General features: G+C 69.3%; 27 protein-coding genes. 24 read left to right on the forward strand and 3 right to left on the reverse strand.

Annotated features, from left to right (window positions below; all coding sequences use genetic code 11):
• Position 1: 1 nt before the first annotated feature.
• On the reverse strand, positions 2 to 844 hold the full coding sequence (locus A3M1_RS0108675; protein WP_018388563.1) for a hypothetical protein: 843 nt from the start codon (positions 842 to 844) through the stop codon (positions 2 to 4).
• 216 nt (positions 845 to 1,060) lie between these two features.
• Here A3M1_RS0108675 and tal point away from each other — a divergent pair, with 216 nt between their 5' ends.
• Entirely contained in the window at positions 1,061 to 2,032 is a 972-nt protein-coding gene (gene tal, locus A3M1_RS0108680; RefSeq protein ID WP_018388564.1) for a transaldolase, read from the forward strand.
• A 76-nt stretch (positions 2,033 to 2,108) separates the two neighbouring features.
• Positions 2,109 to 2,867, forward strand: a complete 759-nt coding sequence (locus tag A3M1_RS0108685) for a sulfite exporter TauE/SafE family protein (protein WP_018388565.1) — start codon at positions 2,109 to 2,111, stop codon at positions 2,865 to 2,867.
• Here the strand turns inward: A3M1_RS0108685 and A3M1_RS0108690 are convergent.
• Positions 2,864 to 4,012: a M20 aminoacylase family protein gene (locus A3M1_RS0108690; protein ID WP_018388566.1), complete on the reverse strand. Its 1,149-nt coding sequence runs from the start codon at positions 4,010 to 4,012 to the stop codon at positions 2,864 to 2,866. The two genes, A3M1_RS0108685 and A3M1_RS0108690, sit on opposite strands and share 4 nt — an antisense overlap.
• Positions 4,013 to 4,248: 236 nt before the next feature.
• On the opposite strand from A3M1_RS0108690, the gene A3M1_RS0108695 reads away from it, so the two are divergent.
• The 4 genes from A3M1_RS0108695 to A3M1_RS0108710 are packed head-to-tail and all read left to right on the forward strand — an operon-like array spanning position 4,249 to position 7,132.
• Positions 4,249 to 4,854, forward strand: coding sequence for a sigma-70 family RNA polymerase sigma factor (locus A3M1_RS0108695; RefSeq protein WP_018388567.1), 606 nt, complete (start codon positions 4,249 to 4,251; stop codon positions 4,852 to 4,854).
• A complete protein-coding gene (locus A3M1_RS0108700) occupies positions 4,838 to 5,638 on the forward strand; it encodes an anti-sigma factor (protein WP_018388568.1) in 801 nt (266 codons plus the stop codon). Before A3M1_RS0108695 ends, A3M1_RS0108700 begins: the two co-directional genes overlap by 17 nt.
• Positions 5,639 to 5,667: 29 nt before the next feature.
• Positions 5,668 to 6,387, forward strand: coding sequence for a Bax inhibitor-1/YccA family protein (locus A3M1_RS0108705; RefSeq protein ID WP_018388569.1), 720 nt, complete (start codon positions 5,668 to 5,670; stop codon positions 6,385 to 6,387).
• 28 nt (positions 6,388 to 6,415) lie between these two features.
• The gene (locus A3M1_RS0108710) at positions 6,416 to 7,132 is read left to right on the forward strand and encodes a DUF2076 domain-containing protein (protein WP_018388570.1); all 717 of its coding nucleotides are present in this window, start codon (positions 6,416 to 6,418) and stop codon (positions 7,130 to 7,132) included.
• 114 nt (positions 7,133 to 7,246) lie between these two features.
• Here A3M1_RS0108710 and A3M1_RS0108715 read toward each other — a convergent pair whose 3' ends face one another.
• The gene (locus tag A3M1_RS0108715) at positions 7,247 to 8,245 is read right to left on the reverse strand and encodes an adenosine kinase (RefSeq protein WP_018388571.1); all 999 of its coding nucleotides are present in this window, start codon (positions 8,243 to 8,245) and stop codon (positions 7,247 to 7,249) included.
• 521 nt (positions 8,246 to 8,766) lie between these two features.
• On the opposite strand from A3M1_RS0108715, the gene A3M1_RS0108720 reads away from it, so the two are divergent.
• The 18 genes from A3M1_RS0108720 to A3M1_RS0108805 all read left to right on the forward strand — a co-directional run bounded on the left by A3M1_RS0108720 (position 8,767) and on the right by A3M1_RS0108805 (position 25,107).
• The gene (locus tag A3M1_RS0108720) at positions 8,767 to 10,314 is read left to right on the forward strand and encodes a lipid II flippase MurJ (RefSeq protein WP_018388572.1); all 1,548 of its coding nucleotides are present in this window, start codon (positions 8,767 to 8,769) and stop codon (positions 10,312 to 10,314) included.
• Positions 10,315 to 10,439: 125 nt separating this feature from the next.
• Positions 10,440 to 11,471, forward strand: coding sequence for a tryptophan--tRNA ligase (gene trpS / locus A3M1_RS0108725; RefSeq protein ID WP_018388573.1), 1,032 nt, complete (start codon positions 10,440 to 10,442; stop codon positions 11,469 to 11,471).
• Positions 11,472 to 11,506: 35 nt separating this feature from the next.
• Positions 11,507 to 12,004, forward strand: coding sequence for a universal stress protein (locus tag A3M1_RS0108730; protein ID WP_018388574.1), 498 nt, complete (start codon positions 11,507 to 11,509; stop codon positions 12,002 to 12,004).
• A gap of 136 nt (positions 12,005 to 12,140) precedes the next feature.
• Complete coding sequence (locus A3M1_RS0108735; protein WP_018388575.1) at positions 12,141 to 12,695, forward strand: NifU family protein; 555 nt, start codon at positions 12,141 to 12,143, stop codon at positions 12,693 to 12,695.
• Between the two features lie 103 nt (positions 12,696 to 12,798).
• Positions 12,799 to 13,482, forward strand: coding sequence for a tRNA (adenosine(37)-N6)-threonylcarbamoyltransferase complex dimerization subunit type 1 TsaB (tsaB, locus tag A3M1_RS0108740; protein WP_018388576.1), 684 nt, complete (start codon positions 12,799 to 12,801; stop codon positions 13,480 to 13,482).
• Positions 13,479 to 13,985: a GNAT family N-acetyltransferase gene (locus A3M1_RS0108745; RefSeq protein WP_018388577.1), complete on the forward strand. Its 507-nt coding sequence runs from the start codon at positions 13,479 to 13,481 to the stop codon at positions 13,983 to 13,985. Before tsaB ends, A3M1_RS0108745 begins: the two co-directional genes overlap by 4 nt.
• Positions 13,986 to 14,078: 93 nt before the next feature.
• Positions 14,079 to 14,546 carry a Fur family transcriptional regulator gene (locus tag A3M1_RS0108750; protein WP_018388578.1) on the forward strand — a complete coding sequence of 156 codons (468 nt, stop codon included), beginning with the start codon at positions 14,079 to 14,081 and terminating at the stop codon, positions 14,544 to 14,546.
• 3 nt (positions 14,547 to 14,549) lie between these two features.
• Entirely contained in the window at positions 14,550 to 15,323 is a 774-nt protein-coding gene (locus A3M1_RS0108755) for a 1-acyl-sn-glycerol-3-phosphate acyltransferase (protein ID WP_018388579.1), read from the forward strand.
• Positions 15,324 to 15,585: 262 nt separating this feature from the next.
• Entirely contained in the window at positions 15,586 to 17,010 is a 1,425-nt protein-coding gene (gene miaB / locus A3M1_RS0108760) for a tRNA (N6-isopentenyl adenosine(37)-C2)-methylthiotransferase MiaB (RefSeq protein ID WP_018388580.1), read from the forward strand.
• Between the two features lie 47 nt (positions 17,011 to 17,057).
• Entirely contained in the window at positions 17,058 to 18,134 is a 1,077-nt protein-coding gene (locus tag A3M1_RS0108765; RefSeq protein ID WP_018388581.1) for a PhoH family protein, read from the forward strand.
• The gene (gene ybeY / locus A3M1_RS0108770) at positions 18,131 to 18,658 is read left to right on the forward strand and encodes an rRNA maturation RNase YbeY (protein WP_018388582.1); all 528 of its coding nucleotides are present in this window, start codon (positions 18,131 to 18,133) and stop codon (positions 18,656 to 18,658) included. The genes A3M1_RS0108765 and ybeY overlap by 4 nt, the downstream gene beginning before the upstream one ends.
• Before the next feature lie 11 nt (positions 18,659 to 18,669).
• The gene (locus A3M1_RS0108775) at positions 18,670 to 19,917 is read left to right on the forward strand and encodes a hemolysin family protein (protein ID WP_018388583.1); all 1,248 of its coding nucleotides are present in this window, start codon (positions 18,670 to 18,672) and stop codon (positions 19,915 to 19,917) included.
• 45 nt (positions 19,918 to 19,962) lie between these two features.
• Positions 19,963 to 21,564, forward strand: a complete 1,602-nt coding sequence (gene lnt / locus A3M1_RS0108780; protein WP_018388584.1) for an apolipoprotein N-acyltransferase — start codon at positions 19,963 to 19,965, stop codon at positions 21,562 to 21,564.
• A 111-nt stretch (positions 21,565 to 21,675) separates the two neighbouring features.
• Positions 21,676 to 22,086 (forward strand): helix-turn-helix domain-containing protein, encoded by a 411-nt coding sequence (locus tag A3M1_RS0108785; RefSeq protein WP_018388585.1) that lies wholly within the window; start codon positions 21,676 to 21,678, stop codon positions 22,084 to 22,086.
• Between the two features lie 132 nt (positions 22,087 to 22,218).
• Entirely contained in the window at positions 22,219 to 23,412 is a 1,194-nt protein-coding gene (metK, locus tag A3M1_RS0108790; RefSeq protein ID WP_018388586.1) for a methionine adenosyltransferase, read from the forward strand.
• A 95-nt stretch (positions 23,413 to 23,507) separates the two neighbouring features.
• Positions 23,508 to 24,251: a tRNA (guanosine(46)-N7)-methyltransferase TrmB gene (gene trmB, locus A3M1_RS0108795; RefSeq protein WP_018388587.1), complete on the forward strand. Its 744-nt coding sequence runs from the start codon at positions 23,508 to 23,510 to the stop codon at positions 24,249 to 24,251.
• A gap of 83 nt (positions 24,252 to 24,334) precedes the next feature.
• Positions 24,335 to 24,676 carry a hypothetical protein gene (locus A3M1_RS0108800; protein ID WP_018388588.1) on the forward strand — a complete coding sequence of 114 codons (342 nt, stop codon included), beginning with the start codon at positions 24,335 to 24,337 and terminating at the stop codon, positions 24,674 to 24,676.
• A gap of 44 nt (positions 24,677 to 24,720) precedes the next feature.
• Positions 24,721 to 25,107, forward strand: a complete 387-nt coding sequence (locus A3M1_RS0108805) for a hypothetical protein (RefSeq protein WP_245261618.1) — start codon at positions 24,721 to 24,723, stop codon at positions 25,105 to 25,107.
• The last annotated feature ends 182 nt before the right edge of the window (positions 25,108 to 25,289 follow it).

Here is a 25,289-nt window from a genome sequence, read left to right on the forward strand (position 1 = left end):
GTCAGCCCTCGTGGCTGGCCACGAGCTGCTTGCCGAAATTATAGACCAGCGCCGTCTTGGTGGCGCCGAGCTTCACCCATTCGGGCGCCCGGGTCTGCGCCGCCTTGAAAAACGCCTCCGAGCGCTCGCGGGCCTTGGCGTGCAGGGCGTCGTAGCGGTCGAACTTCGCCTGGAAGGCGAATTCGCCGATGATCGCGCTTTCGGTGGCGCGGTCGCGCCAGACCGAGATGGTCGCCTTGGCGGTGAGCCCATGGCCGAAATCGAACGAGCCGACATTCACCTGCACCTCTTCCACCGGCAGGTTGTTGACCAGCGAGATGGTCGCCGCCTTGTCGGCAGGGCAGTGCTCGGCCAGTTCCGGGAACACGGAGGTGATGCGCTCCAGTCCCTCATTCAGCACAAGGCCCGGGCTGAGCAGCACGCAATTATGCGAGTAGAGCGAGCGCATGCCGCCGAGGCTGTCCTTCAGCGGCAGCAGCTCTTCCTTGAACTTGATGTCGGCATGGCCGCTGAGATGGGGCACGACATCCACCGCCGCCGCGACGGCAAGCTCGGGATGGCGGAACTTGAGGGTCAGCTCATGCTCCGGCTCGGGCCAGCCATCGGTGTAGAAGGTGCGTTTGCGCAGAATGAAGGCGTTGCGGTAGAGGTCGTAATCGGGCGTGTCGTAGAACAGCACCTCGCGCACCTGGCGCTTGAACCCGTCCTTGTTCGTGGTCACCCCGACCTTGAACTCCGGCGCGATCAGGCCCAGCTTGTGCCAGTAGACCTCGAACTGGTGCGGATCGAAGAAGCGCTCCGGGCGGAGCAGGATTTTGTATTCGAGGTAATGAATATCATCCATGGAAGGTCCCGCTGGCCCAAGCCGCACGCCGGGTTGAAAGATTTACGCCTCTCGCGGCGCCGCGACAAGGCCGCTTCGGGGAGACGTCACATGCGCGTCATCGATTGCGCACCTTGAAGACAGCGCCCCAAATGTGGTCCAACGAAGCCGATCCGTTGCTCCGTGCCTGCGGACAGGACCACGGGGGTCCTTTCCCGCGAGAAGAGAGATAGCGCCATGCCCTCCAAGCTCGACCAACTGCGTACCATGACCGTCGTCGTGTCCGACACCGGCGACATCGAGACGGTGCGCCGCCTGAAGCCGCAGGACTGCACGACCAATCCCACGCTTCTGCTCAAGGCGGCGGAAATGTCCGCCTATTCCTCCCTCGTCGACGAGGCCCTTGCCTGGGGCACCAAGCAGGGCGGCACCTCGGACGCCGTCGTCTCGGCGACCTGCGACCGGCTGGCGCTGAACTTCGGCGCCGAACTGTCGAAGATCGTCCCCGGCCGGGTCTCCACCGAGGTGGACGCCGACCTCTCCTTCGACACGCAGGCGACGCTGGCCAAGGCGCGCTCCTTCATCAAGGCCTATGAGGAGCGCGGCGTCGGCCGTGACCGCATCCTCATCAAGATCGCCTCCACCTGGGAGGGCATCCGCGCGGCGGAGGTTCTGCAGAAGGAAGGCATCGACTGCAACCTGACCCTGCTGTTCTCGCTCGCCCAGGCGGCGGCGGCGGCGGATGCCGGTGCCTTCCTCATCTCGCCCTTCGTCGGCCGCATTCTCGACTGGCACGTGAAGGCGGGCGAAGGCCCGTTCACCCCCGAGACCGACCCCGGCGTGGTGTCGGTCCGGCAGATCTACGCCTATTACAAGAAGCACGGCATACCGACCGTGGTCATGGGCGCCTCATTCCGCAACACCGGCGAGATCGAGGCGCTGGCCGGCTGCGACCGTCTGACCATCGGCCCCTCACTGCTCGACCAGCTCGCCGCCGACGAGGGCACGCTGGAGCGCAAGCTCGACCCCGCCAACACCGAGGGCGCGCCCGAGCGGCTGCATCTCGACGAGCGCGGCTTCCGCTTCACGTTCAACGAGGACCAGATGGCAACGGAAAAGCTCTCCGAGGGCATCCGCCAGTTCGTCCGCGACCTCAACTCGCTGCGCGCGCTTGTCGCCAAGCGGATCGACGGCGCCAAGGCGGCCTGAGACCGCCCGATCGCTTCTGAACTGCGGAGGAGGGCGGCGCCCTCCTCCTTCGTCTCTTCCGCCGGTTCCTGCCGTCATGTTCGTGCCCGATCTCGGCTTCGCCCTCGCCGCAGGCCTTGCCGCCTTCTTTGTCGGCATGAGTAAGGGCGGCGTGCCAATGATCGGTTCGCTCGCCGTGCCGACCATGGCACTGTTCATGTCGCCGGTGGTGGCCGCCGGCCTGCTGCTGCCGGTCTATGTCGTCAGCGACATGTTCGGGGTCTGGGCCTATCGGCGCGACTTCTCCGGGCGCAACCTCGCCATTCTCATCCCCGCCGCCACGCTCGGCATCGGCATCGGCTGGGCCACTGCCTCGCTCGTCACCGATGCGATGGTGATGCTGATCGTGGGCGTCATCGGCCTCGCCTTCTGCCTCATCCGCTGGCTCGGTGGGGCGGGGCGAGAGGCGCGGCCCGCCGACCTGCCGCGCGGGCTATTCTGGGGCGCGGTGTCCGGCTTCACCAGCTTCGTCAGCCATGGCGGGGCACCGCCCTACCAGATGTATGTGGTGCCGCAGCGCCTGCCGAAGATGGTCTATGCCGGCACCACCACTCTCGCCTTCGCCGCCATCAACGCCATCAAGCTCATCCCCTATGCCGCGCTCGGCCAGCTCAACCCGGCCAATCTCACGGTCACGGCGGCGCTGATCCCGGTGGCGGTGGCGGCGACCTTTGCCGGCGTCTGGCTCACCAGGCGCCTGCCCGAGGCGCTGTTCTACAAGCTGGTGATGGGCGCGCTGTTCCTCATCTCGCTGAAGCTCACCTATGACGGCGCGGTAGGGCTGATCGGCGGCTAGGGTGCCTCCGGCCCTAGCAGCGATTGCACGAGGTTCACCCAGTAGCTCGCCCCCACCGGCAGCAGGGCGTCGTTGAAGTCGTAAGCCGCATTGTGCAGGTTCGGCCCCGGGCCGCTGGCCAGGCAGAGATAGGCCCCGGGCACCGCCTCCAGCATGTAGGCGAAATCCTCCGCCGCCATGATGCGCTCGAAATCCGCATCCACCGCCTCGCCCACCGTGGCGCGGGCCGCCGCCAGCGCGTGGCCGAATTCCGCCGCGTGGTTCACCAGCGAGGGATACCGGCGCTCATAGCGGATGTCGGCCCGGGCGCCCTGCGCGGCGCAGACGCCCTCGACGATGGCGCGGAATCGCGCCTCGGCGAGGTCGCGCACCTCTGGGGTGAAGGTGCGCACCGTGCCGCGCAGCACCACCTCGTCGGGAATGACGTTCCAGGTGTCGCCGCCATGGATCTGGGTGACGGTGACGACGGCCGCCTCCTGCGGGTTCACCGAACGAGCGACAATGGACTGCAACTGGGCGACGATGTGGGACGCGGTCAGTACCGGGTCGATGCCACGCTGCGGCATGGCGGCATGGGCGCCGCGCCCGATCACCTTCACCTCGAAGATGTCGAAGGCGGCGAACATGGCGCCGGGCCGGCCGAGAAAGCTGCCGAAGGGGGCGTTCGGCCAGTTATGCAGGCCATAGACGCCCTGCATGGGGAACAGGTCGAACAGGCCCTGCTCGACCATTACCTTGCCCCCGCCCTCATTCTCCTCGGCGGGCTGGAAGATGAAATGCACCGTGCCGTTGAAATCGGGATTCTCGCTGAGATGGCGCGCGGCGGCCAGCAGCATGGTCATGTGCCCGTCATGGCCGCAGGCGTGCATCTTGCCCGGCGTGTCGGAACGCCAGGACAGGTTGGTCGCCTCATGAATGTCGAGTGCGTCCATGTCGGCGCGCAGGCCGATCGCAGGGCCGTCGCCGAGGCGGCCCTTCAGCGTCGCCACCAGCCCTGTGCCGGCCAGCCCGCGATACACTGGCAGGCCGAAGCTCTCCAGCTTCTCGGCGACGAAGGCCGAGGTGCGGTGCTCCTCGAAGGCCGTCTCGGGCATGGCGTGCAGGGTGCGGCGCCATCCCGCCAGCTCGTCCGCCTGCGCCGCCAATATGGGCAGGATGCCGTCGCCTGTCGCCTGTTGCACCCTCACTACCCCCTGCTGACGGCGCCGGGCGCCACGACCGCCGCCTCTACCGATGCGCCTATTTGGCCTGCGCCCAACCCGCAGGGCAAGCGCGCCCTTGTGACCGGCGGAGGGCACGAGGCTGCGCTATGGCAGAGGGCGGCGACGAAAAAATCGTCGACGCCCGGGATGAAGGACGGCCACGGCTCCGTATACGGGACATGAAGCGCGACGAGACCTCCTTCGACGTGCCGGCCCAGCTCGGCGTGATGCGGCGCTATGCGCGCTCGCTGACGCGCGACGACATCGAGGCCGAGGACCTGGTGCATGACGCGCTGGTGCGCGCCTATGAGCGGCGCGGCAGCTTCGACACCGACCGCGCGGCGCCCGGCAAGGGCGCGCGGGATTCGGCGCAGAAGGGCGCGGGGCAGCAAGGCTCTGTGTTGCGGGGCTGGCTGCTGTCGGTGCTGCACAATGTGTTCATCGACCGCCGCCGCTCGCGTATCGCCGAGGCCCGCCGCGAGGCCGACAGCGTCGACCTCGCCGAGACCAGCGCCGCCCCGGCGCAGGAGCATCATCTGCGCCTCGCCCAGGTACGCGACGCCTTCATGGCCCTGCCGGAGGAGCAGCGCGCGGCCTTGCACCTCGTCGCCATTGAGGGGCTCGGCTATGCCGAGGCCGCCGCCACGCTGGGCATTCCGCCGGGCACGCTGATGTCCCGCCTGTCGCGCGCCCGCGCCACGCTGCGGGCCATGGAGGACGGCCCGGCGGCGGAGACACCCAACCATTTGCGCATCGTAGGAGGTACGGATGAACCGTCCCGTTGATCCCGTCTCCAGCGACGACCTGCAGGCCTATGTCGACGACCAGCTGAGCGTCGCCCGCCGCATCGATGTCGAGGCCTATCTCAGCGCCAATCCGGCGGCGGCCTCGCGGGTGATGGGGGATCTGCGCATCCGCGACGAATTGCGCCTGGCGCTCGCCGAGACGCCGCGCGCGGCCTCCACGGCGGCGGCCCGGCTCGCCACGGTGGAAGCGGCACGGCGGCTTCAGGGCGCGCTCACCCGCGCGCGCTGGACCCGCCGGCTGCGCATAGCCGCGATGGTGGCGCTGCTGGTCGGCGCCGGCTGGATGGCCAATGCCCAGTTCGGCCATTTCGGCGTGAGCCGCGTCGTCGCCTCCGGGCTGAACCCGGCGTATCTGGAGGACGCGGTGCGCTCGCATCGCACCGCCCTGGTGCGCGCCGGCATGCCCTCGCAGCCGGGCACACGCCAGTACGACCCGGCCGAGATTCTCTCCGCCACCGCCATCGTCATGCCTGTTTTGCCGGAGGGCTGGAAGGTGGAAGACGTGCAGGTGTTTCCCTCCACCTTCGGCCCGAGCGTGGAAATGACCGTCGAGGCGGGGGAGATCGGCACCGCCTCGCTGTTCGCGGTGCGGCCGGGCGGCTTCGACGTGGTGCCGGCCACCACCGTGCCGCAGGACGACCTCACCGCCGCCTATTGGCAGATCGGTGAGGTCGCCTATGCGCTGGTCGCGCAGCGGAGCCCGGCCGCCGATTCCCATGATCTCGACCGGGCGGCCGCGCGCCTTGCCCGGTCGCTCTACTGACCCCAGATGCTTCTCATCAGGAGACTGACATGAACACGCCGAATTCCGGCTTCCAGTGGTCCCGCACCGCCAGTGTCGACCAAGCCGTCTATGACGAGGGCCTGCGCCGCCACATGCTGCGGGTCTACAACTACATGGCCCTCGGCCTGGTGCTGACCGGCGCGGTGGCCTTCATCGTCGGCACGACGCCGGCGCTCTATGTGCCGATCTTCTCCACCCCGCTGAAATGGGTGGTGATGCTGGCGCCGCTCGCCTTCGTGCTGATCTTCTCGTTCCGCATGCAGTCCATGTCGGCCAGCAGCGCGCAGACCATGTTCTGGGCCTTCTGCGCGGTAATGGGCCTGTCGATGGCGTCCATCTTCCTGGTGTTCACCGGCACCTCGATCGCGCGCACCTTCTTCATCGCCGCGACCATGTTCGGCGCCACCAGCCTCTATGGCTACACCACCAAGCGCGACCTCTCGCAGTTCGGCTCGTTCCTGATCATGGGCCTGATCGGCGTGGTGATCGCCAGCGTGGTCAACATCTTCCTCGGCTCGACGATGCTGCAGTTCATCGTCTCCGTGGTCGGTATCCTCGTCTTCGTCGGCCTGACCGCCTGGGACACCCAGTCGATCAAGGAACAGTACGCCGACAATTTCGACGCCGAATCGCAGCAGAAGCTCGCCGTGTTCGGCGCCTTCTCGCTCTATCTGAACTTCGTCAACATCTTCCAGCTTCTGCTGAATCTCACCGGCGAGCGGGAGTGAGGCGAGCAATCGCCAAGGGAACCCAGCCATGAACGACCAGGACCGACAGGCCATTGACGGCCTCTTCGCCAAGCTTGCCGAGGCCGAGCGCCAGTCCGGCCCGCGCGACGCGGACGCGGAAGGCTTCATCGCCCAGCGCGTCGCCCAGCAGCCGGCCGCGCCCTACCTGATGGCGCAGACCATCGTCATGCAGGACTACGCCCTGCAGCAGGCGCAGGCCCGCATCGAGGCGCTGGAGCAGCAGGCGCAGCAGGCCCGGGAATCGGCCGAGCAGCCCCAGGGCGGCGGCCTCTTCGGCGGGCTGTTCGGCTCCAGCCAGCCGGCGCGTCGCGGCTCCGTGCCCTCGATGCCGCGCGCCGGGGCCATCGGTGCCGGCGGCGCCGGCGGCGCCATCCCGGCCGGCGCGTCGCCGGCCTGGCAGTCCGGGTCCATGCAGGGCGGGCAGCCGATGGGTGCACCCGGCGCCCAGCAGCCGGGCGGCTTCGGGCGCCCGGGCTTCGGCGGTGGCGGCGGCTTCCTTGCTGGCGCGGCGCAGACCGCCATGGGCGTCGCTGGCGGTGTGCTGCTCGGCAGCGCCATTGGCAGCATGTTCGGCGGCGGTGAGGCCAAAGCGGCGGAAGCCCCCGCGGATGCCCCGGCTGACGAGCCGGCGGCGGCCGACGAGCCGACGGATGCCGGCGCCGATGATGGCGGCTTCTTCGGCGGCGGCGATGACTGGTTTGGCGGCGGCGGCGACGAGTTCTGACCTCGCCACCTCCCCCGCGTCAATCGACCCCCTGCCTTCGGGCAGGGGGCACTTCCCAACTCCAGCAGGCCGGCCCCTCACCGGCCTGTTCTTTTTTGCCGGTAGCGCCCGCGCTCAGACGGCGAGGCCGTTCTCCGCGGCATAGTCCTTCAACGACCGCTCCGGACGGGCGCCGATATGGCTGATGATCTCGGCCGCGCAGAGCGCACCGAGCCGCAGGCATTCCTCGGCACCTAAGCCCTTGGCGAAGCCGTGGAGATAGCCGGCGGCGAACAGGTCGCCCGCCCCGGTCGTGTCCATCAGCTTCGGCACCGGGAAGGCCGGCACCGTCACGAGTCCGTCTCCCGACACAGCCAGCGCGCCCTTCTCGCTGCGGGTGACGACGCCATGCCGGGCGTCCTGCCGCAGCTGGGCGAGCGCGGCGTCGAAATCGGTCTCGTAGAGCGACATCAGCTCCGCCTCATTGGCGAAGACGAGATCGACCGTGCCCTCGCGGATGAGCTTCAGGAACTCCGCCCGGTAGCGCCCGACGCAGAAGGCGTCCGAGAGAGTCAGCGACACCGTGCGCCCGGCCTTGTGGGCGATGCCGGCGGCCTTGAGGAAGGCTTCCTTGGCCGGCGGTGGGTCCCAGAGATAGCCTTCGAGATAGGTGACTTTGGCGCTCGCCACCATCGCCTCGTCGACATCGGCGGGGGAAAGGTCCTGCGCCGCGCCGAGATAGGTATTCATGGTGCGCTCGCCATCGGGCGTCACCAGGATGAGGCAGCGGGCGGTCGCGGCGCCGGCGGTCGCGGCCGGTGTGGCATAGGCGACGCCGGCGGCGCGGATGTCATGGGCGAAGATGCCGCCCAGCTCGTCGTCGCGCACCTTGCCGATGAATCCGGCCTTGCCGCCCAGAGCGGCGATGCCGACCATGGTGTTGGCGGCCGAGCCGCCTGATATTTCGACCCCCGGCCCCATGGCGCCATAGACCGTCTCGGCGCGTTCCTCGTCGATCAGCGTCATGCCGCCCTTGCGCATGCCGTGGCGGTCGAGAAAGGCCTCTTCGGAGCGGGCGATCACGTCGACAATGGCGTTGCCGAAGCCGATCACATCGAGCGGGGGGACGGTCATGGACGGCTTTTCTCCGCAGGGTTTCGCCGGGGACGAAGGCGGGTGACGCGGTAGCAGACGCGCGCCCCCACCGCAATGACGGCGCCGCGTGCGAGGGAGCGCGGCCCGGCTTTGTCGCTCGATTTCAAGCCGCGTCATCCTGAGGTGCCGGGCCGAGCCTCCCGTCCGTCTCCAGGCAAGGTCATCCTGAGCTGCCCGGCCATCGGGCGGGCCTCGAAGGAGGCGACTGAGGGGCGGCGAAGGGCGCGTCGGGGCCGAGGCATCGTGTGCATGCGAGAACCATCCTTCGAGGCCGCCTGCGGCGGCACCTCAGGAGGACGGCGCGCGTGCCGGAGGCGAGCGGCGCTTACCGCCGGCTCATCCCGGGGCATGGTCCGGGGAGCGGGCCACCCAGTCCACCCAGACCTGAAGCCGGCGGTGGCCCAGTCGGGCCCAGCCTGCAGGTGGCGCGCGGGCGCGCAGCTGCACCCCTACGCCGATCCGGCTTTTCCTTCCTGCACGCGCCGCGCTATGGCTAGCCGATGGCCCTGCTCCGCCACGCTTCCACCGTCGCTCTCCTTACCCTCGTCTCGCGTGTGCTCGGCTTTGCCCGTGACGCCGGGGTGGCGGCGCTGTTTGGTACCGGCGTGGTGGCGGATGCCTCCGTCGCCGGCCTCGCCGTGCCGCAGATCGCCCGCCGGCTGCTGGGCGAGGGTGCGCTCAACGCCGCGCTGCTGCCGGGCCTCGCGCGGGCGGAGGACGAGGCCGCGCGCCGGCGTCTGGCGGGCGCGACGCTGGTGCTGTTCGCACTGGCCGGGCTCGTGCTCGCGGGCCTTTTCTTCCTCTTCATGCCGGCCGTGGTGGCGGTGCTGGCGCCGGGCTTTGCCGGGGATGGTCCGCGGGCGGAAGGCGCGGTGCTGGCCGGGCGGCTGGCGGTGGTGTGCCTGCCGCTTGCCCTGCTCGCCGGGGTGCTGGCTGCCTTCGCCAATGCGGCCGGACGCTTCGCCCGGCCCGCCATGGCCCCGGCCGCCGCCAATCTCGCGGTCATCGCGCTGCTCGTGCTGCTGTGGCTGGCTGGAGCGCACACGATCAGCGTGTCCGCCGCCCTCGCCTGGCTGGCGGCGGGAGCGGTAGCGGGGGCGCTGACCCAGTTCGTGCTGAACCTAGCCGCCGTGCCGCGTGGTTCTATCAGGCTTTCCCTTGCGCCCGCCGATCTAAAGGCGGCGCTGCCGCTGCTCGCCGGCTCGGCGACGCCGCTGCTGGCCGCCGCCCTGCCGCAGCTGCGCTTTCTCATCGCCGCGGCAGCGGCCTCGGGCATTGGCGGCGGGGTGGCGGCGCTGTTTTATGCGACGCGCCTCGTCGAGCTGCCGCTCGGGCTGGTCGGCGCCAGCGCCGGGGCGGTGCTGCTGCCGGCGCTGGCGGGAGAGCGGGAGGAGGGCGAGGCCGGAATCGGCGACACCGGGCTTGGCGCGGGCGGCATCACGGCGGCGCTGGCGCTCTCGCTGCCGGCGGCGCTCGGCCTTGCCGTGCTGGCCCACCCGATCGTGGTGGTGCTGTTCGAGCGCGGCGCCTTCGATGCGGCCGCCAGCGAACTCACCGCGAGCGCGCTCGCTTTGCTGGCGCTCACCCTGCCGGCGCAGGCGCTGGAGAAGGTGCTGATCGCCATCGCCTTCGCGCGGGGCCTGTCTCGTCTCGTCACCCTGTGCAGCCTCGTGGTGCTGCCGGTGGGGGCGCTGGTCGGCTTTGCCGCCGTCGGTCCGCTCGGCATGGCGGGGCCGGCGCTGGGGGTGCTGGCCTCCAGCCTGGTGGCGCTCGCCGGGCTGGCAACAGGCCTCGGCCGCCGGCGGCTTATCGTGTTGCCGAAGCCCTCGCGCCGCCGGCTGGCGCGGCTGGTCGTCGCCGCGCTCGCCATGGCGGCGGCGGTGATGGCGGCGCGACAGGGGCTTGAGGGTGTGCTGGCGCAGGGCGGACTTGTCGCCGCCGCCGCGCTGGCCGGCCTCGTCATGCTGGGGGGCGCGGCCTATGCCGGGCTCGCGCTGGTGCTGGGCGGCGCCGACCTTGCCACGCTGCGCGCGGGCTTGCGCAAATAGCGCGTGCGCCGCCGCCGGAAGAAACTTGCCCCTGAAGGTCATGCGTGCCATAGCGCCCCCGCGCCGGGGCCAAGTCTCGCGGCACGGCGCGGCACGGCAGGGCGCAGACCACAGGACGTCCCGACATGGAATTCAAGCCGCTCGTGTTTTCCGGCGTCCAGCCGACCGGAAACCTGCATCTCGGCAATTATCTCGGCGCCATCCAGCGCTTCGTGGCGCTGCAGGACAGCCATGACTGCCTCTATTGCGTCGTCGACATGCACGCCATCACGGTGTGGCAGGACCCGGCCGACCTGAAGCGGCAGATCCGCGAGGTCACGGCCGCCTTCATCGCCTCGGGCATCGACCCGACCAAGCACATCGTGTTCAACCAGAGCCAGGTTTCCGGCCATGCCGAACTCGCCTGGGTGTTCAACTGCGTGGCGCGCCTCGGCTGGCTCAACCGCATGACCCAGTTCAAGGAGAAGGCCGGCAAGGACCGCGAGAACGCCTCGGTCGGCCTCTATGCCTATCCCAGCCTGATGGCCGCCGACATCCTGCTCTACCGCGCCACCCATGTGCCTGTCGGCGAGGACCAGAAGCAGCATCTGGAGCTGACCCGCGACATCGCGCAGAAGTTCAACAATGATTTCGGGCCCTCCATCGCCGCCAACGGGCTGGGCGAGGCGTTCTTCCCGCTGCCCGAGCCGCTGATCGGCGGGCCGGCGGCGCGGGTAATGAGCCTGCGCGACGGGGCCAAGAAGATGTCGAAGTCGGACCCGTCCGATCTCTCGCGCATCAACCTCACCGACGATGCCGACCTCATCGCCTCGAAGATCCGCAAGGCCAAGACCGACCCCGAGCCGCTGCCCTCCGAGGCCGAGGGGCTGAAGGGCCGGCCGGAGGCGGAGAACCTTGTCGGCATCTATGCCGCGCTCGGCGCGGTGGCGAAGGAGGAGGTGCTGACCCAGTTCGGCGGCGGCCAGTTCTCCACTTTCAAGGCGGCGCTGGTCGACCTCGCAGTGGCCAAGCTCGGGCCGATCGGGGCAGAGATGCAGCGGCTGGTGGCCGAGCCGGACCATATCGACGCCATCCTGCGCGACGGCGCGGCGCGTGCCCGGGTGCTGGCGGACGCCACCATGGCCAATGTCCGGGACATTGTCGGCTTCGTGCGCTAGCTTTGTCCGCAGGATAGACCGTCGGGGGAGAGCCGATGCCGCGCCGGCGCCAAAGCCATGAGCCCGGCCACCGCCGCAAGTTTCTCGTGCTGGCGGACGACACGCCGGAATGCGACCGCGCGCTCTATTACGCGGCGCGGCGGGCGGCGCGCACTGGCGGCGGGGTGGTGCTGCTCAGCGTGCTGCAGCTGGAGGACGCGCCGAGCCAGTGGCTCGGCGTCGCCGACCTGATGCGGGCGGAGGCGACCGACAAGGCGGAGGCTCGGCTCGACCTGCTCTCCGCCCGGGCGCAGGGCATCTCCGGCATCGATCCCGAGCGGATCGTGCGCGAGGGCGGCATCGCCGAGCAGATCCAAAAGATCATCGAGGAGGACGAGGACATCGCCATCCTCGTGCTCGCCGCCGGAACCGGCAAGGAAGGCCCCGGCCCGCTCATCGCCTCGCTGGCCAAGGGGATGTGGGCGAGCCTGCCGGTTCCGATCACGCTCGTGCCGGGTTCGCTCTCCGACAGCGAGATCGACGCGCTGGCGTGAACGGGTGGGCGGCCGAGCGGCGGCGTCGCGTTGCGGTGAGTCTCCCGCCTCTTCCCCTCGCGCCGGTCAGAGCTTATCTAAAGTGGAAATTCCCCCGTCGCCGCGGCCTTGAACCCCGGTTGGCAAGGAGACCGACATGTTCATCCAGACCGAAGCCACCCCCAATCCCGCCACGCTGAAGTTTCTGCCCGGCCGTTCCGTGCTCGGGGACGGCACCTTCGAGGCGCGCGACGCCGATGAGGCCGCCCGCTCGCCGCTGGCGGTGCGGCTGTTCGAGGTGCCCGGCGTCACCGGCGTGTTCTTCGGCTCGGATTTCGTCACCGTGACCAAGGCGCAGGGTGACTGGGCGCATCTCAAGCCCGCCATTCTCGGCGCCATCATGGAGCATTTCGTCTCCGGCCAGCCGATCCTGCCCGAGGACCATGAGCACACCGCCGACGACGCCTTTTTCGAGGCCAAGGATGCCGGGCTGGTCGACACGATTCGTGAGCTGATCGACACCCGCGTGCGCCCGGCGGTGGCCAATGATGGCGGCGACATCACCTTCCGCGGCTACAAGGACGGCGTGGTGTTCCTGGCGATGAAGGGCTCCTGCGCCGGCTGCCCGTCCTCTACCGCCACGCTGAAGAACGGTATCGAGAACCTGCTGCGCCATTTCGTGCCCGACGTCGTCGAGGTGCGTCCGGTCTGACGCGACCCGGTCCGACGGCCGGCCGCTTTCCAATCTGAGGCGACCATGAGCATGGTGGGCGCATGATCGCCCCTGCTGATTCTGGCCCTGCTGATTGTCGCCCATGCTGATTCTTGCCATCGACACCGCGCTGGAGGCCTGTTCGGCGGCCCTGCACGACATGGATACCGACCAGACCCGGGCGGTGGAGCATGTCGTCATGGCGCGCGGCCATGCCGAATCGCTGATCCCGATGGTGGAGCGGGTGATGGCCGCCGGCGGGGCGGAGTTCTCAGCCATCGACCTTTTTGCCGTCACGGTCGGTCCCGGCAGCTTCACCGGGCTGCGGGTCGGCATCTCCGCCGCGCGCGGCTTCGGCCTTGCCACCGGCAAGCCGGTTCTCGGCCTGCCGACGCTGACCGTGCTGGCGGCGCCGCTGCTGGCGCGCGACGATGCGGTGCCGGTGGCCGCCGCCATCGACGCCCGCCACGGCAATGTCTATCTGCAGATGATCGGCCCGGCCGGCCGGGTGCTGGTGAGCCCCCGCGTGATGAGCGTGAAGGACGCCGCCCGCTCGGTCGCCAACGGGCCGGTGCGGCTGGTGGGCTCCGGCGCCGGCCTGCTCGCCGACACCTGGCCGATGGGCGCGCAGCCGCCGGTCGAGGTGCGGGCCACCGCGACGCCGGACCCGGTCTGGCTGGCGCGCATCGCCAGCGTCGCCGACCCCGCCCGCTCCGAACCCAAGCCGCTCTATCTGCGCGACGCCGACGCCAAGCCGCAGACCGGCGGGCGGATCGCCCGTCGATGACCGGGCTGCCGGCATGGCTCGGCTGGATGACGCGCGGGCGCCCGCGCGAGGTGTCGTTGCGCGCCCTCCAGGCCGGCGATGCCGAGGCGCTGGCGCGCCTTCACGCCCAGTCCTTCCGCCATGGCTGGGACGCTGCCGAGTTCGAGCGCCTGATCACCAACCGGCTGAGCCGTGGCCTCGTGGCCACCGATGGCCCCGGCGGCGCGCCGGTGGGATTCATCTTGCTGAGCGGGGTGGCGCCGGAAATAGAGATTCTCTCGGTTGCCGTCGACCGCCGGCGGCGCGGCGCCGGCATCGGCCTCAAGCTGGTGCAGGCCGCCTTCGGTACGCTGGCGGCGCAGGGCTACCGCACCGTGTTCCTGGAGGTTGAGGATGGCAACGCCGCCGCCTTGCGGCTCTATGCCCGCACCGGCTTCCGCGAAATCGGCCGGCGCCCGGGCTATTATCGCGATAGTGCCGGCGCGCCGGTGGCCGCGCTCACCATGCGGCGCGACATCGCCTGAGAGAAACCATTGCCCTTGCCGGCTTGGCTGCGCCATAAGGCGGACGGGCGCGGACAGACCGACCGATGCGGGCTGAAGGAAGCAGGCCGAGGAATGAACGACAAGCCGACCGCGATCGAGGAAGCCTGCGTCACGCTGGGCCTGCGGATGACCGACCAGCGCCGGGTGATCGCCCGCATCATCGCCGATGCGCAGGACCATCCCGATGTGGAGGAGCTGCACCGGCGCGCCATCGCGGTGGACGACCGCATCTCCATCTCCACCGTCTACCGCACGGTGAAGCTGTTCGAGGATGCCGGCATCATCGCCCGCCACGATTTCCGTGATGGCCGCTCGCGCTATGAGCCGGTGCCGGACGAGCACCACGATCATCTCATCGACCTGCGCAGCGGCCATGTGGTGGAGTTCCGCTCCGAGGAGATCGAGCATCTGCAGGAAGAGATCGCCCGCAAGCTCGGCTACCGGCTGATCGGCCACCGGCTGGAGCTCTATGGCGTGCCGCTCGACACGCCGCCGGGCACGGAGATACCCACGCCTTCCCTTTCGTCCCGGAAGGAGTGAGGCGTGCGGGCCTGGCTGGTGATCGTGCCGGTCGTGCTCGTCACGCTCATCGGCATTCCGCTGCAATGGCTCTCACTCGCCCTTCGCCTGCCGACCCGGCGCACCCTGCCCGTGCTCTATCATCGCATCGTGCTGGCGCTGGTTGGGGTGCGGGTGCGGGTGGTGGGCGCGCCGGCGGCGGCGCGGCCGCTGCTCATTCTCGCCAATCACGCCTCCTGGCTGGACATTCCCGTGCTCGGCGGGCGCCTGCCGCTGTGCTTCGTCGCCAAGAGCGAGGTGGCCCGCTGGCCGGGCATCGGGCTGCTGGCGAAGCTCCAGCGCACCATTTTCGTCGACCGCACGTCGCGCGCCGCCACCGGGCGGGTGGCGGGGGAGATGGCGGCAAGGATGAATGATGGCGACCCGGTGGTGCTGTTCGCCGAAGGCACCTCCAGCGACGGCAACCGGGTGCTGCCCTTCCGCTCGGCGCTGGTCGGCGCCGCCCGCCAGAGCCTGGGCGAGGCCGAGGGGCCGGCAGCGACGATCCAGCCGCTCGCCATCGCCTATGTCGGGCTCGCCGGCCTGCCGCTCGGCCGCGCCGGGCGCCCGCGCCTCGCCTGGTATGGCGACATGGACCTCGCCCCGCATCTGATGGAGGTGCTGCGGCGCGGCGGCGTCGAGGTGGAGCTGCGCTTCGGCGCAACGCTGGCGGCGGGCGGGCGCAAGGCGGCGGCGCAGGAGGCCGAGCGCGCTGTCCGTACCCTGCTGACGCAGGCCCTTACCGGGCGACCGGGCTGAGGGATAAGGTGCGGTTTTTAAGGCTTTGCGCCCGCAGAGCGGGGCGGGGCGCATTTCCTTTTCGCGGGAATCCCGCTACACAGAACCTCTAGGCGTCACTTCTGGAGAGCTGGACGATCTCGACCTGCGCGATACCGAGCTGGGACCGGGCGGCAATGGATGAGGGCGCCTTGCGAGGGCGCGCCTGTCGTGACCTCGGGTTGCCCACGCAGAGGGCCGCCGCGTCCCCGGACGCCGCGCGGCACGGGTCGATCGACACGCAATGAGTGAAACGCGCAAGCTTTACGTCCGCTCCTTCGGCTGCCAGATGAACGTCTATGATGCCCAGCGCATGACGGACACGCTGGCCAAGGAGGGCTATGTCGAAACCGACAGCCCCGACGACGCCGATCTCGTCATTCTCAACACCTGCCACATCCGCGAAAAGGCGGCCGAGAAGGTCTATTCCGAGCTTGGCCGGCTGAAAAAGGCGCAGGAAGAGGCGGGCCGCCAGCAGATGGTGGCGGTTGCCGGCTGCGTGGCGCAGGCGGAAGGCGCCGAAATTCTCAAGCGCGCCCGCGGCGTCGACCTGGTGGTCGGGCCGCAGAGCTATCACAAGCTGCCCGAGCTGGTCGCCGATGCCCAAAGGCGCGGCGGCAACCGGCGCGCCGGCATCGTCGAGACCGAGTTCCCGGTCGAGGACAAGTTCGATTTCCTGCCCCCGCCCACGCGGGCGGCGATCAACAAGCGCGGCCCGGCGGCTTTCGTCACCGTGCAGGAAGGCTGCGACAAGTTCTGCACCTTCTGCGTCGTGCCCTATACGCGCGGGGCGGAAGTCTCGCGCCCGCTGCCGAAAATTCTCGACGAGGTGATCCGCCTCGCCGAGGCCGGGGTGCGCGAGGTCACGCTGATCGGCCAGAACGTCAATGCCTATCACGGGCTCGACGCTGCCGGCCGCTCCGCCAACCTTCCCGAGCTGATCCGCCGCATCGCCGACGTGCCCGGCATCGCCCGTGTGCGCTACACCACCAGCCACCCGCGCGACATGGATGACGAGCTGATCGGCCTCCATCGCGACCTGCCGGCGCTCATGCCCTATCTTCACCTGCCGGTGCAGTCCGGCTCCAACCGCATTCTCGCGGCGATGAACCGCAAGCATGACCGCGAGCTGTTCTTCGAGATCGTCGACAAGGTGCGGGCTGTGCGGCCCGACATCGCCTTTTCCTCGGATTTCATCGTCGGCTTCCCCGGCGAGACCGACGCCGACTTCGCCGACACGATGGATCTCGTGCAACGTGTGGGCTTCGCTTCCGCCTTCTCGTTCAAATATTCCTCCCGCCCCGGCACGCCGGCGGCCGGCATGGACGGGCAGGTTCCTGAAGAGGAGAAGTCCGCGCGCATCCATGCGCTGCAGGCGCTTCTCGACTCCCAGAGGCTGGCCTTCGACACCGCCTGTCAGGGCCGGGTCCTCGACATATTGATCGAGAAGCCGGGCCGTTTCCCCGGCCAGCTCATCGGCCGCTCGCCCTATCTCCAGTCGATCGTCGTCGACGGCCCGGTGGAGGCCATCGGCACGCTGGCGCGGGTGGAGGTGCACGGGGTAAGCACCAGGAATCTTTCGGGCGACATACGCGGCGGCGAATTCTTCGTTGAACGGCCGGCGCGCGAATCGCGTTTCATCGGGCAGAGCGAGAAGCTGGAGGCGTGAGCGTGCGTCGACCTGGTAGCGGATCTGGTAGCGAGACGGAACGTGCCTTGGCCTCCTCCCCGCGCGGGGCGCCGCGCCCCGCCCCGGCGGCCCCGCGCTGGATGGAGCCGCCCGGCGACGAGGCGCCCGGGCAGATCGTCCTCGCCTTCGACGACAACCGGATCGCCAGCCAGCTCTTCGGCCATTACGGGCAGAACCTCGCCTTGATCGAGCGGCGGCTGGAAATCGTCGCCGAGCAGCGTGGCAACCATGTCACGCTGGAGGGCCCGCGCGAGGCCTGCGAGCAGGCGCGCCATGTGCTGGAAACGCTCTATGCCCGGCTGAAGAAGGGCGGCGAGCTGCAGCCCGGCGATGTCGAGGGCGTGATGCGCGAGGCCGCGGCGCAGGGTCAGCTGTTCGAGTTCGACCCCGCGACTAAGAAGCAGAGCTTCGACGAGATCCAGCTCCGCCGCCGCCCGGTGCGCGCCCGCACCGCCGCGCAGGACGCCTATATCCGCGCGCTGAAGCGCCAGACACTGGTGTTCGGCGTCGGCCCGGCCGGCACCGGCAAGACCTGGCTGGCGGTCGCCTATGCGGTGCACCTGCTGGAGCGCCGCGTGGTTGACCGGATCATCCTCTCCCGCCCTGCGGTGGAGGCGGGCGAACGGCTCGGCTTCCTGCCCGGCGACATGAAGGAGAAGGTCGATCCCTATTTGCGGCCGATCTACGACGCGCTGCACGATTTGATGGACCGCGCCTTTGTCGAGCGGGCGATGATTTCCGGCGAGATCGAGATCGCCCCGCTGGCCTTCATGCGCGGGCGCACGCTGGCCAATGCCTGCGTCATCCTCGACGAGGCGCAGAACACCACCTCGATGCAGATGAAGATGTTCCTCACCCGCCTGGGCGAGAACTCGCACATGATCATCACCGGCGATCCCAGCCAGATCGACCTGCCGCCGGGCCAGACCTCGGGCCTTGCCGAGGCGGTGGGGCTGCTGGGCGAGGTCGAGGGCGTCGACGTCTGCCATTTCAGCGCCGCTGACGTGGTGCGACACGAACTCGTCGGCCGCATCGTCGCCGCCTATGAGACCAAGGACGCGGCGGCGCGGGCGGCAGCGCCTGCCGGGATGCCGCGCCGATGAGCGAGGCGCCCCAGATCGAGGTCGACGTGCTGGTGGAGGCCGCCCCGTGGTCGGGCCTCGCCGATGCCGAGGCGCTGGTGGTGCGGGCGGTGAACGCGGCCTGCGCCGGCGCGCTCACCGAGTATGAGATCGACATTGACGGCGCCGAGATCGCGGTGAAGCTGACCGACGACGCCACGCTCCAGGCGCTCAACCGCGAATGGCGCGGCAAGGACTACGCGACCAACGTGCTGTCCTTTCCCACCCCCGAGGTGGCGCGCGCCGGCGGCGATCCCCATCTGGGCGACATCGCCATCGCCTATGAGACGCTGGTGCGGGAGGCGGAAGCCGAGGGCAAGCCGCTCGCCGACCATCTCGCGCATCTGGCCGTCCATGGTACGCTGCATCTGCTCGGCTACGACCACGAGGTGGCGGAAGAGGCCGAGGAGATGGAGGCGATGGAGCGCCGCGTGCTCGCCGACCTCGCGATTGCCGACCCCTATGCCGACACCGAACCCGTTCTCACCACTGACCGAGCAAACTGAACCAAAGAGCGATGTCCGATCCTGTTTCAAGCTCGCCCTCCGCCCCCCGGGGCAGCGAGGGCCCAAGTAGCGGCGCCTCCGGTAACGGCGCTTCCAGTAGCGCCCCGGCGAGCGCCGGGCAGCGAAGCAAAGCCGGCGGAGGCTCCAGCGAGTCCCGCGCCGGCTTTTTCGACCGGCTCCGCCACCTTATCGGCGGCAGGCGTTCCTCCGGCTCGCTGCGCACGGATCTTTCCGCCATCCTCGCCTCGACCGGCGCCGAGCCCGGCGCCGACCTGACCGCCACCGAGCGGACGATGCTGAAGAGCATCCTGGATCTGCGCGAACTGCGCATCGGCGACCTCATGGTTCCCCGCGCGGACATCGTCGCCGTGCAGAAGGACATTTCGCTGGGCGAACTGCTCGCCGTCTTCGCCGAGGCCGGCCATTCGCGCCTCGTCGTTTATGACGACACGCTCGACGACCCTGTCGGCATGGTCCATATCCGAGATCTCGTGACCTATCTGACTCAGCGCGCCATGAGCCCGCGCGCAGCCCCCCCGCGCGCCGCGACGCCGCGCAATGGCGCGCGCGAGTCTGCCGCTGCTGACATGCCCGATGTGGGCGGCAAGGCCGCCCGGCCGGCCTTCAACCTCAAGGCCATCGACCTCTCCAATTCGCTCAGCGGCGCCAAGCTGATCCGCCGCCTGCTGTTCGTGCCGCCCTCTATGCCGTCCATCGAACTGCTCGCCAGCATGCAGGCGAGCCGCATCCATCTCGCCCTCGTCATCGACGAATATGGCGGGACGGACGGCATCGTCTCGATGGAGGACCTTGTCGAGGAGATCGTCGGCGACATCGAGGACGAGCACGACGAGGACGAGACGCCCACCATCGCCCGCCAGGCCGATGGCAGCTTCATCGCCGACGCCCGCGCCAGCCTCGAAGATGTCGCCGAGATGATCGACCCGGCCTTTGCCCTCGGCGAGGAGGCCGAGGAGGTCGACACGCTGGGCGGCCTGCTCGTGACCCTGGCCGGCCGCGTGCCGGTGCGTGGCGAGATCGTGCCGGCGCCGGGCAATTTCGAGATCGAGGTGCTCGATGCCGATCCGCGCCGGGTCAAGCGGCTGCGCATCTCGCCAAGCCGTGGCGAGGCGGGCGCCGACACCCGGCTGGCCGGCGGCGAGAGCGCTGCCGCGACGGCGCGGGCCCTGCCGCCGCCCGCCCAGCAGGCCGGCGAGTCTTCGCGGACCGACCCGCGCCGCGATACCGATGCCGCCTGAGGCGAGGCCGGGCGTTCGGCCCGGCGCCCGGCGAGCGCGTCGTCGATGCTGACGCCAGAGCGGCTGCAGGCGGCCCCCGCCCGCTGGCGCGCGCTCGCCGCCCTTGCGGCCGGCGGGCTCTCGGCGTTGGCCATGCCGCCCTTCGGGCTATGGCCGGTGCTGGCGCTGACGCTGCCCGTGCTGGTTTTTCTGATCGACGCCACGCTGGATCTGCCGCTGCGCCGGGCGCTGCGGGCGAGCTTTGCCGCCGGCTGGCTGTTCGGCATGGGCTATTTCGTCGCCGGCCTGTGGTGGATCGGCCAGGCGTTTCTCGTGCAGGCCGAGGTCTTCATGTGGCTGATGCCGTTCGCGGTGATCGGCTTGCCCGCCTGCCTCGCCCTCTATACCGGGCTCGGCTGTGTGCTCGCCCGGCTGCTGTGGACCCGCGGACCGGGACGGATCCTCGCCTTCGCGGTCGCCCTCACTTTGGCGGAGACGGCGCGCGGCACGCTGCTGACCGGCTTCCCCTGGAACGATTTCGGCTATGCGCTGGCCACCGATCTGCGCTTCGCCCAGGTCGCCTCGGTCGTCGGGCTGATCGGCCTGTGCCTCCTCACCTTGGTGTGCCTCGCCAGCCCGGCGGCGCTGTTCAGCCCGCTCGGCTCGCGCCGCGCCCGCCATATGCCGCTCGCCCTTGGCGTCGGGCTGCTCGCGGCGCTGTGGGCGGGCGGCCAGTGGCGCCTTGCCACCACGGAGGTCGGCACAGTGCCGGGCGTGCGGCTGCGGCTGATGCAGCCCGACCTGCCGCAGGACCAGAAATTCCGCTACGACGCCCGCCGCACCGTGATGGACCTCTATCTCGCCACCAGCGAGAGCCAGGGCGGGCTCGCCGGCATTACCCATCTGTTCTGGCCGGAATCGGCCTTCCCCTTTTTCCTCGAACGCGAACCGGAAGCGCTGGCGCGGATCGTGGCGATGCTGCCGCGCGGCACCACCCTCATAACAGGCGCCGCGCGCTACCAGCCGGTGCCAGGCCGCGAGCGTCCGGACGTGTTCAACGCCGTGCGGGTGATCGATTCGGAAGGCATGATCCGCGGCAATGCCGACAAGGTGCACCTCGTTCCTTTTGGCGAATACCTGCCGTTTCAGGAAACGCTGGAGGCCATGGGGCTGGAGGCGCTCACCCGGCTGCGCGGAGGGTTTGCCGCCGCGCCCTCGCGCAGCCTGTTGCCCATTCCCGGCCTGCCCGATGCGGTTCCGCTGATCTGCTATGAGGCGATCTTTCCGGACGAGGTGATGTCCGTGTCCGGCGCGGGGGCCGGCGAGGCAGGGGCGCGGCCGGGCTTCCTGCTGAACCTGTCCAACGATGCCTGGTTCGGCCTCACCCCGGGCCCTTACCAGCATTTCGAGCAGTCCCGCCTGCGGGCGGTCGAGCAAGGCTTGCCCCTGGTCCGGGTAACCAACAATGGCATCTCCGCCATTATCGACCCGCTGGGACGAATCAGCGCGGTTCTACCCTTGGGTGTGCGAGGCGTATTGGACGACAGCCTCCCACAAGCTTTGTCCGCTACCCCTTATGCCGCGTTTGGCAGGGTGATACCGTGGATGTTGCTTCTTGGCTGCCTCTGCGGGGCGCTCGTGCTGCGTTTGCGAGCTATGCACGTCTAGATTGATCGACGCCGGAACGCGCTGCGCCTAGACTGTCCACGGGCTCGGGCACTGCTTCTCTCCCTCTGAACCGGGGGGGAGGTATTTTTTTGTTTGCAGTCGGGGAAGCCGATGACGAAGAAATCTCCCAATCCCGTCGACAAGTATGTCGGCAGCCGGGTCCGCATGCGTCGCATGATGGTCGGCATGAGCCAGGAAAAACTCGGCGAGAGCCTCGGCATCACCTTCCAGCAGATCCAGAAATACGAGAAGGGCACCAACCGGATCGGCGCCAGCCGCCTGCAGAATATCTCGCAGGTGCTCTCCGTGCCGGTGGCCTTCTTCTTCGAGGGCGCCCCCACCATGACGGGCGATGTCGCCGGCTTCGCCGAGGACGCCTCGCCGGCCTATGTCTCGGATTTCCTGGCCTCATCGGAAGGGCTCGCCCTCACCCGCGCGTTCCTCAAGATCGCTGACGGCAAGGTCCGCCGCCGTATCGTCGACCTGGTCGAGGCTCTTGCCGAGCCGAGCCCGGCGGCGTGATCCTGTGGTGCAGGGGCGTTCTTTTTTCCGAACGATTCCGCCTTTAAAACCTTGACCGCCCCGACCGCGCTTGCAAAAGATGCGCGGCCGGGCGCGGGCATATGCGCCTGCCGAGAATCGAGGAGCCGACTCGTGTCCCGCCAAGCCTATCTCTTCACTAGCGAATCCGTCTCCGAGGGCCACCCCGACAAGGTGTGCGACCGCATCTCCGACGAGATCGTCGATGCCTTCTTCAAGCACGGTCCGGAATTCGGTTGGGATCCGAGCCATCTGCGCGTCGCCGCCGAGACGCTGGCCACCACCAACCGGGTGGTGATCGCCGGCGAGACGCGCGGCCCGGCGCAGCTGACCAAGGATTTCCTGAGCCATATCGCCCGGCTCGCGATCAAGGATATCGGCTACGAGCAGGACGGCTTCCACTGGGAGAAGGCCGCGATCGACGTGCATCTGCACGCGCAGTCGGTCGACATCGCCCAGGGTGTCGATTCCGCCGGCAACAAGGACGAGGGTGCCGGCGACCAGGGCATCATGTTCGGCTATGCCTGCCGCGAGACGCCCGAGCTGATGCCGGCGCCGATCTATTACGCCCACAAGATCCTCAAGCTGCTGGCCGATGCCCGTCATTCCGGCGAGAGCACCGTGCTCGGCCCCGACGCCAAGAGCCAGGTGACGGTGCGCTATGAGGGCGGCAAGCCGGTCGAGGTGACGCAGATCGTGCTGTCGACCCAGCACCTCGACGCCGACCTCTCCTCGCATGATGTGCAGAGCATCGTGGAGCCCTATATCCGCCAGGCGCTGCCCGATGGCTGGATCACCCCGGCGACGGTCTGGCACGTCAACCCGACCGGCAAGTTCGTCATTGGCGGGCCGGATGGCGATTGCGGCCTCACGGGCCGCAAGATCATCGTCGACACCTACGGCGGCGCGGCCCCGCATGGCGGCGGCGCCTTCTCCGGCAAGGACCCGACCAAGGTCGACCGCTCGGCCGCCTATGCCGCGCGCTACCTCGCCAAGAACGTGGTGGCCGCCGATCTCGCCGACCGCTGCACCATCCAGCTGGCCTATGCCATCGGCGTGTCCGACCCGCTGGCGGTCTATGTCGACCTCTACGGCACCGGCAAGGTTGAGGAAGCCAAGCTGGAGACCGCGCTGCGCGAGGTGATGAACCTGCGCCCGCGCGGCATTCGCGAGCATCTCGGCCTCAACAAGCCGATCTACGCCCGCACCTCCGCCTATGGCCATTTCGGCCGCGCGCCGGAAGCCGATGGCGGCTTCTCGTGGGAGCGGACCGATCTCGTCGAGGCGCTGAAGTCCGCCGTCGGTTGACATTGACGCCCCGCGCGCGATTGCGCGCGGAAGACACTGCGCTTATGCGGGGCGGACAGGCCATGTCCGCCCCGCCCCTGTTTCGAGCATCCCGCATGACCGCCGCCGACGACACCCGCCCCCGCACGACCGGCGACAGGCCGCCGGAGGGCGCCCCCTCCCCCCGTGAGGCCGCTTTCTATGGCCGGCGCAAGGGCAAGAAGCTGCGCACCGCGCAGGCCGCCCACATGGTGCAGGACCTGCCGCGCCTTGCCATCGGGCTGGACGAGGTCGGCGCGGCGCCGCTCGCCGACCTCTTCCTTCATCCCGTGCGCGAGGTGCGGCTGGAAATCGGCTTCGGCGGCGGCGAGCATCTGGTGGCCGAGGCGCAGCGCCACCCTGACATCGGCTATATCGGCGCCGAGGCGTTCCTCAACGGCATCGCCAAGGCGACGACCAGCGTGAGCGAAAAGGGGCTGGCCAATGTCCGGCTCTATGGCGACGACGTCATTCCCCTGCTTGACCGCCTGCCCGCCGCCAGCCTTGCGCGCATCGACCTGCTCTATCCCGACCCCTGGCCCAAGCGCCGGCACTGGAAGCGGCGCTTCGTGCAGGCCGACAATATCGACCGCATCGCCCGGCTGCTGTTGCCCGGCGGGCATTTCCGCTTCGCCACCGATATCGAGCATTATGCGGCGTGGACGCTGCGCCAGCTTCTGGCCGATCCACGCTTCGACTGGACGGCGGAACGCGCTGACGACTGGCGCCTTGCCTGGGCCGGCTGGCCGGGCACGCGCTATGAGGCCAAAGCCCTGCGGGAGGGCCGCCGGCCGGGATACTACGAGTTCCGGCGCCGCTGATTACCGTCTAGACTGGGAACCATGACGGGCGCGGCCGCGTTTACGTGGCACGTCGACCCAATGTTCCTTATCCGGAGATACACATGGCCCAGCCGCAGGACGATTTCGCCAAGCTGTCCGCCGACCTCTCGACCCTGCGGAGCGATGTCGCGAAGCTCACCGAGACGCTCGCCACCATCGCCAAGTCGGAAGGCGCTTCGGCCGCTGACGCCATCGCTGGCCGGTTTCGCTCGGGCGCCGCGCGCGCCGAGGCTGCCGCTTCCGGTCTTGCCGACGAAGGCTATGCCGCCCTGCACGATGCCAAGGTGCGCGCCCAGGCGCTGACCGGCGATCTCGGCGCCACCATCGAACGTAACCCCTATGGCTCGGTGCTCGCGGCGCTGGGGGTCGGCTTCCTGCTTGGCCTGCTGTCGCGGGGCAAGTGATGCTTCGCCTTTTGCTGGCGATATTCGGCGGAGAGATTCGCCTCATGGCGCGCAGGGCCGCACGCACGGCCTTGCTCTGCGCGATTGGTGGTTTGCTGATCGCGTGCGCGGCGGTGTTCTTCATGATCGCCTCCTTCATCGCCTTGGCTGACCGCTATGACGCGCTGACCGCCGCGCTGGCGATCGGCGGATTCCTGTTTGTGATGGGCCTGATCTTCCTTCTCGTCGCTCTGCTGCGGGGGCGGCGACCTCGGTCGGTTAGCCTTGGCGGCTATGGTGCCTTTGCTGCCGTGCCCCCGGCGGCTTCCGGCATGGCGCCGGGCGTCGACCCGGCGACGCCGGCCGGGATGCCTCCCGCCAGCGTGAAGACCGTTCTCGGCATTGCGGCCGGTGCGGCGGTGATCGGCCTTATTCTTGGCCGACGGGTCTGAAAATGTGATGCCGGGCCCTCATCGGCCCGGTCCGCATTAGCCTCCCGTTATTGCAGGGGCTGCTAAAAAGGACCAATCTGCCACAAAGGCCGGAGCCCGGCGCCACCCGCGTGGCGCGGGGCGTTCCGCTTGCCGCAGGAGGTTCCAACTTGACGTTTCGACGTTTGTCGCTGCGGCCGGGA

The sequence above is a fragment of the Ancylobacter sp. FA202 genome (assembly GCF_000380205.1).
Classification (GTDB): Bacteria; Pseudomonadota; Alphaproteobacteria; order Rhizobiales; family Xanthobacteraceae; genus Ancylobacter.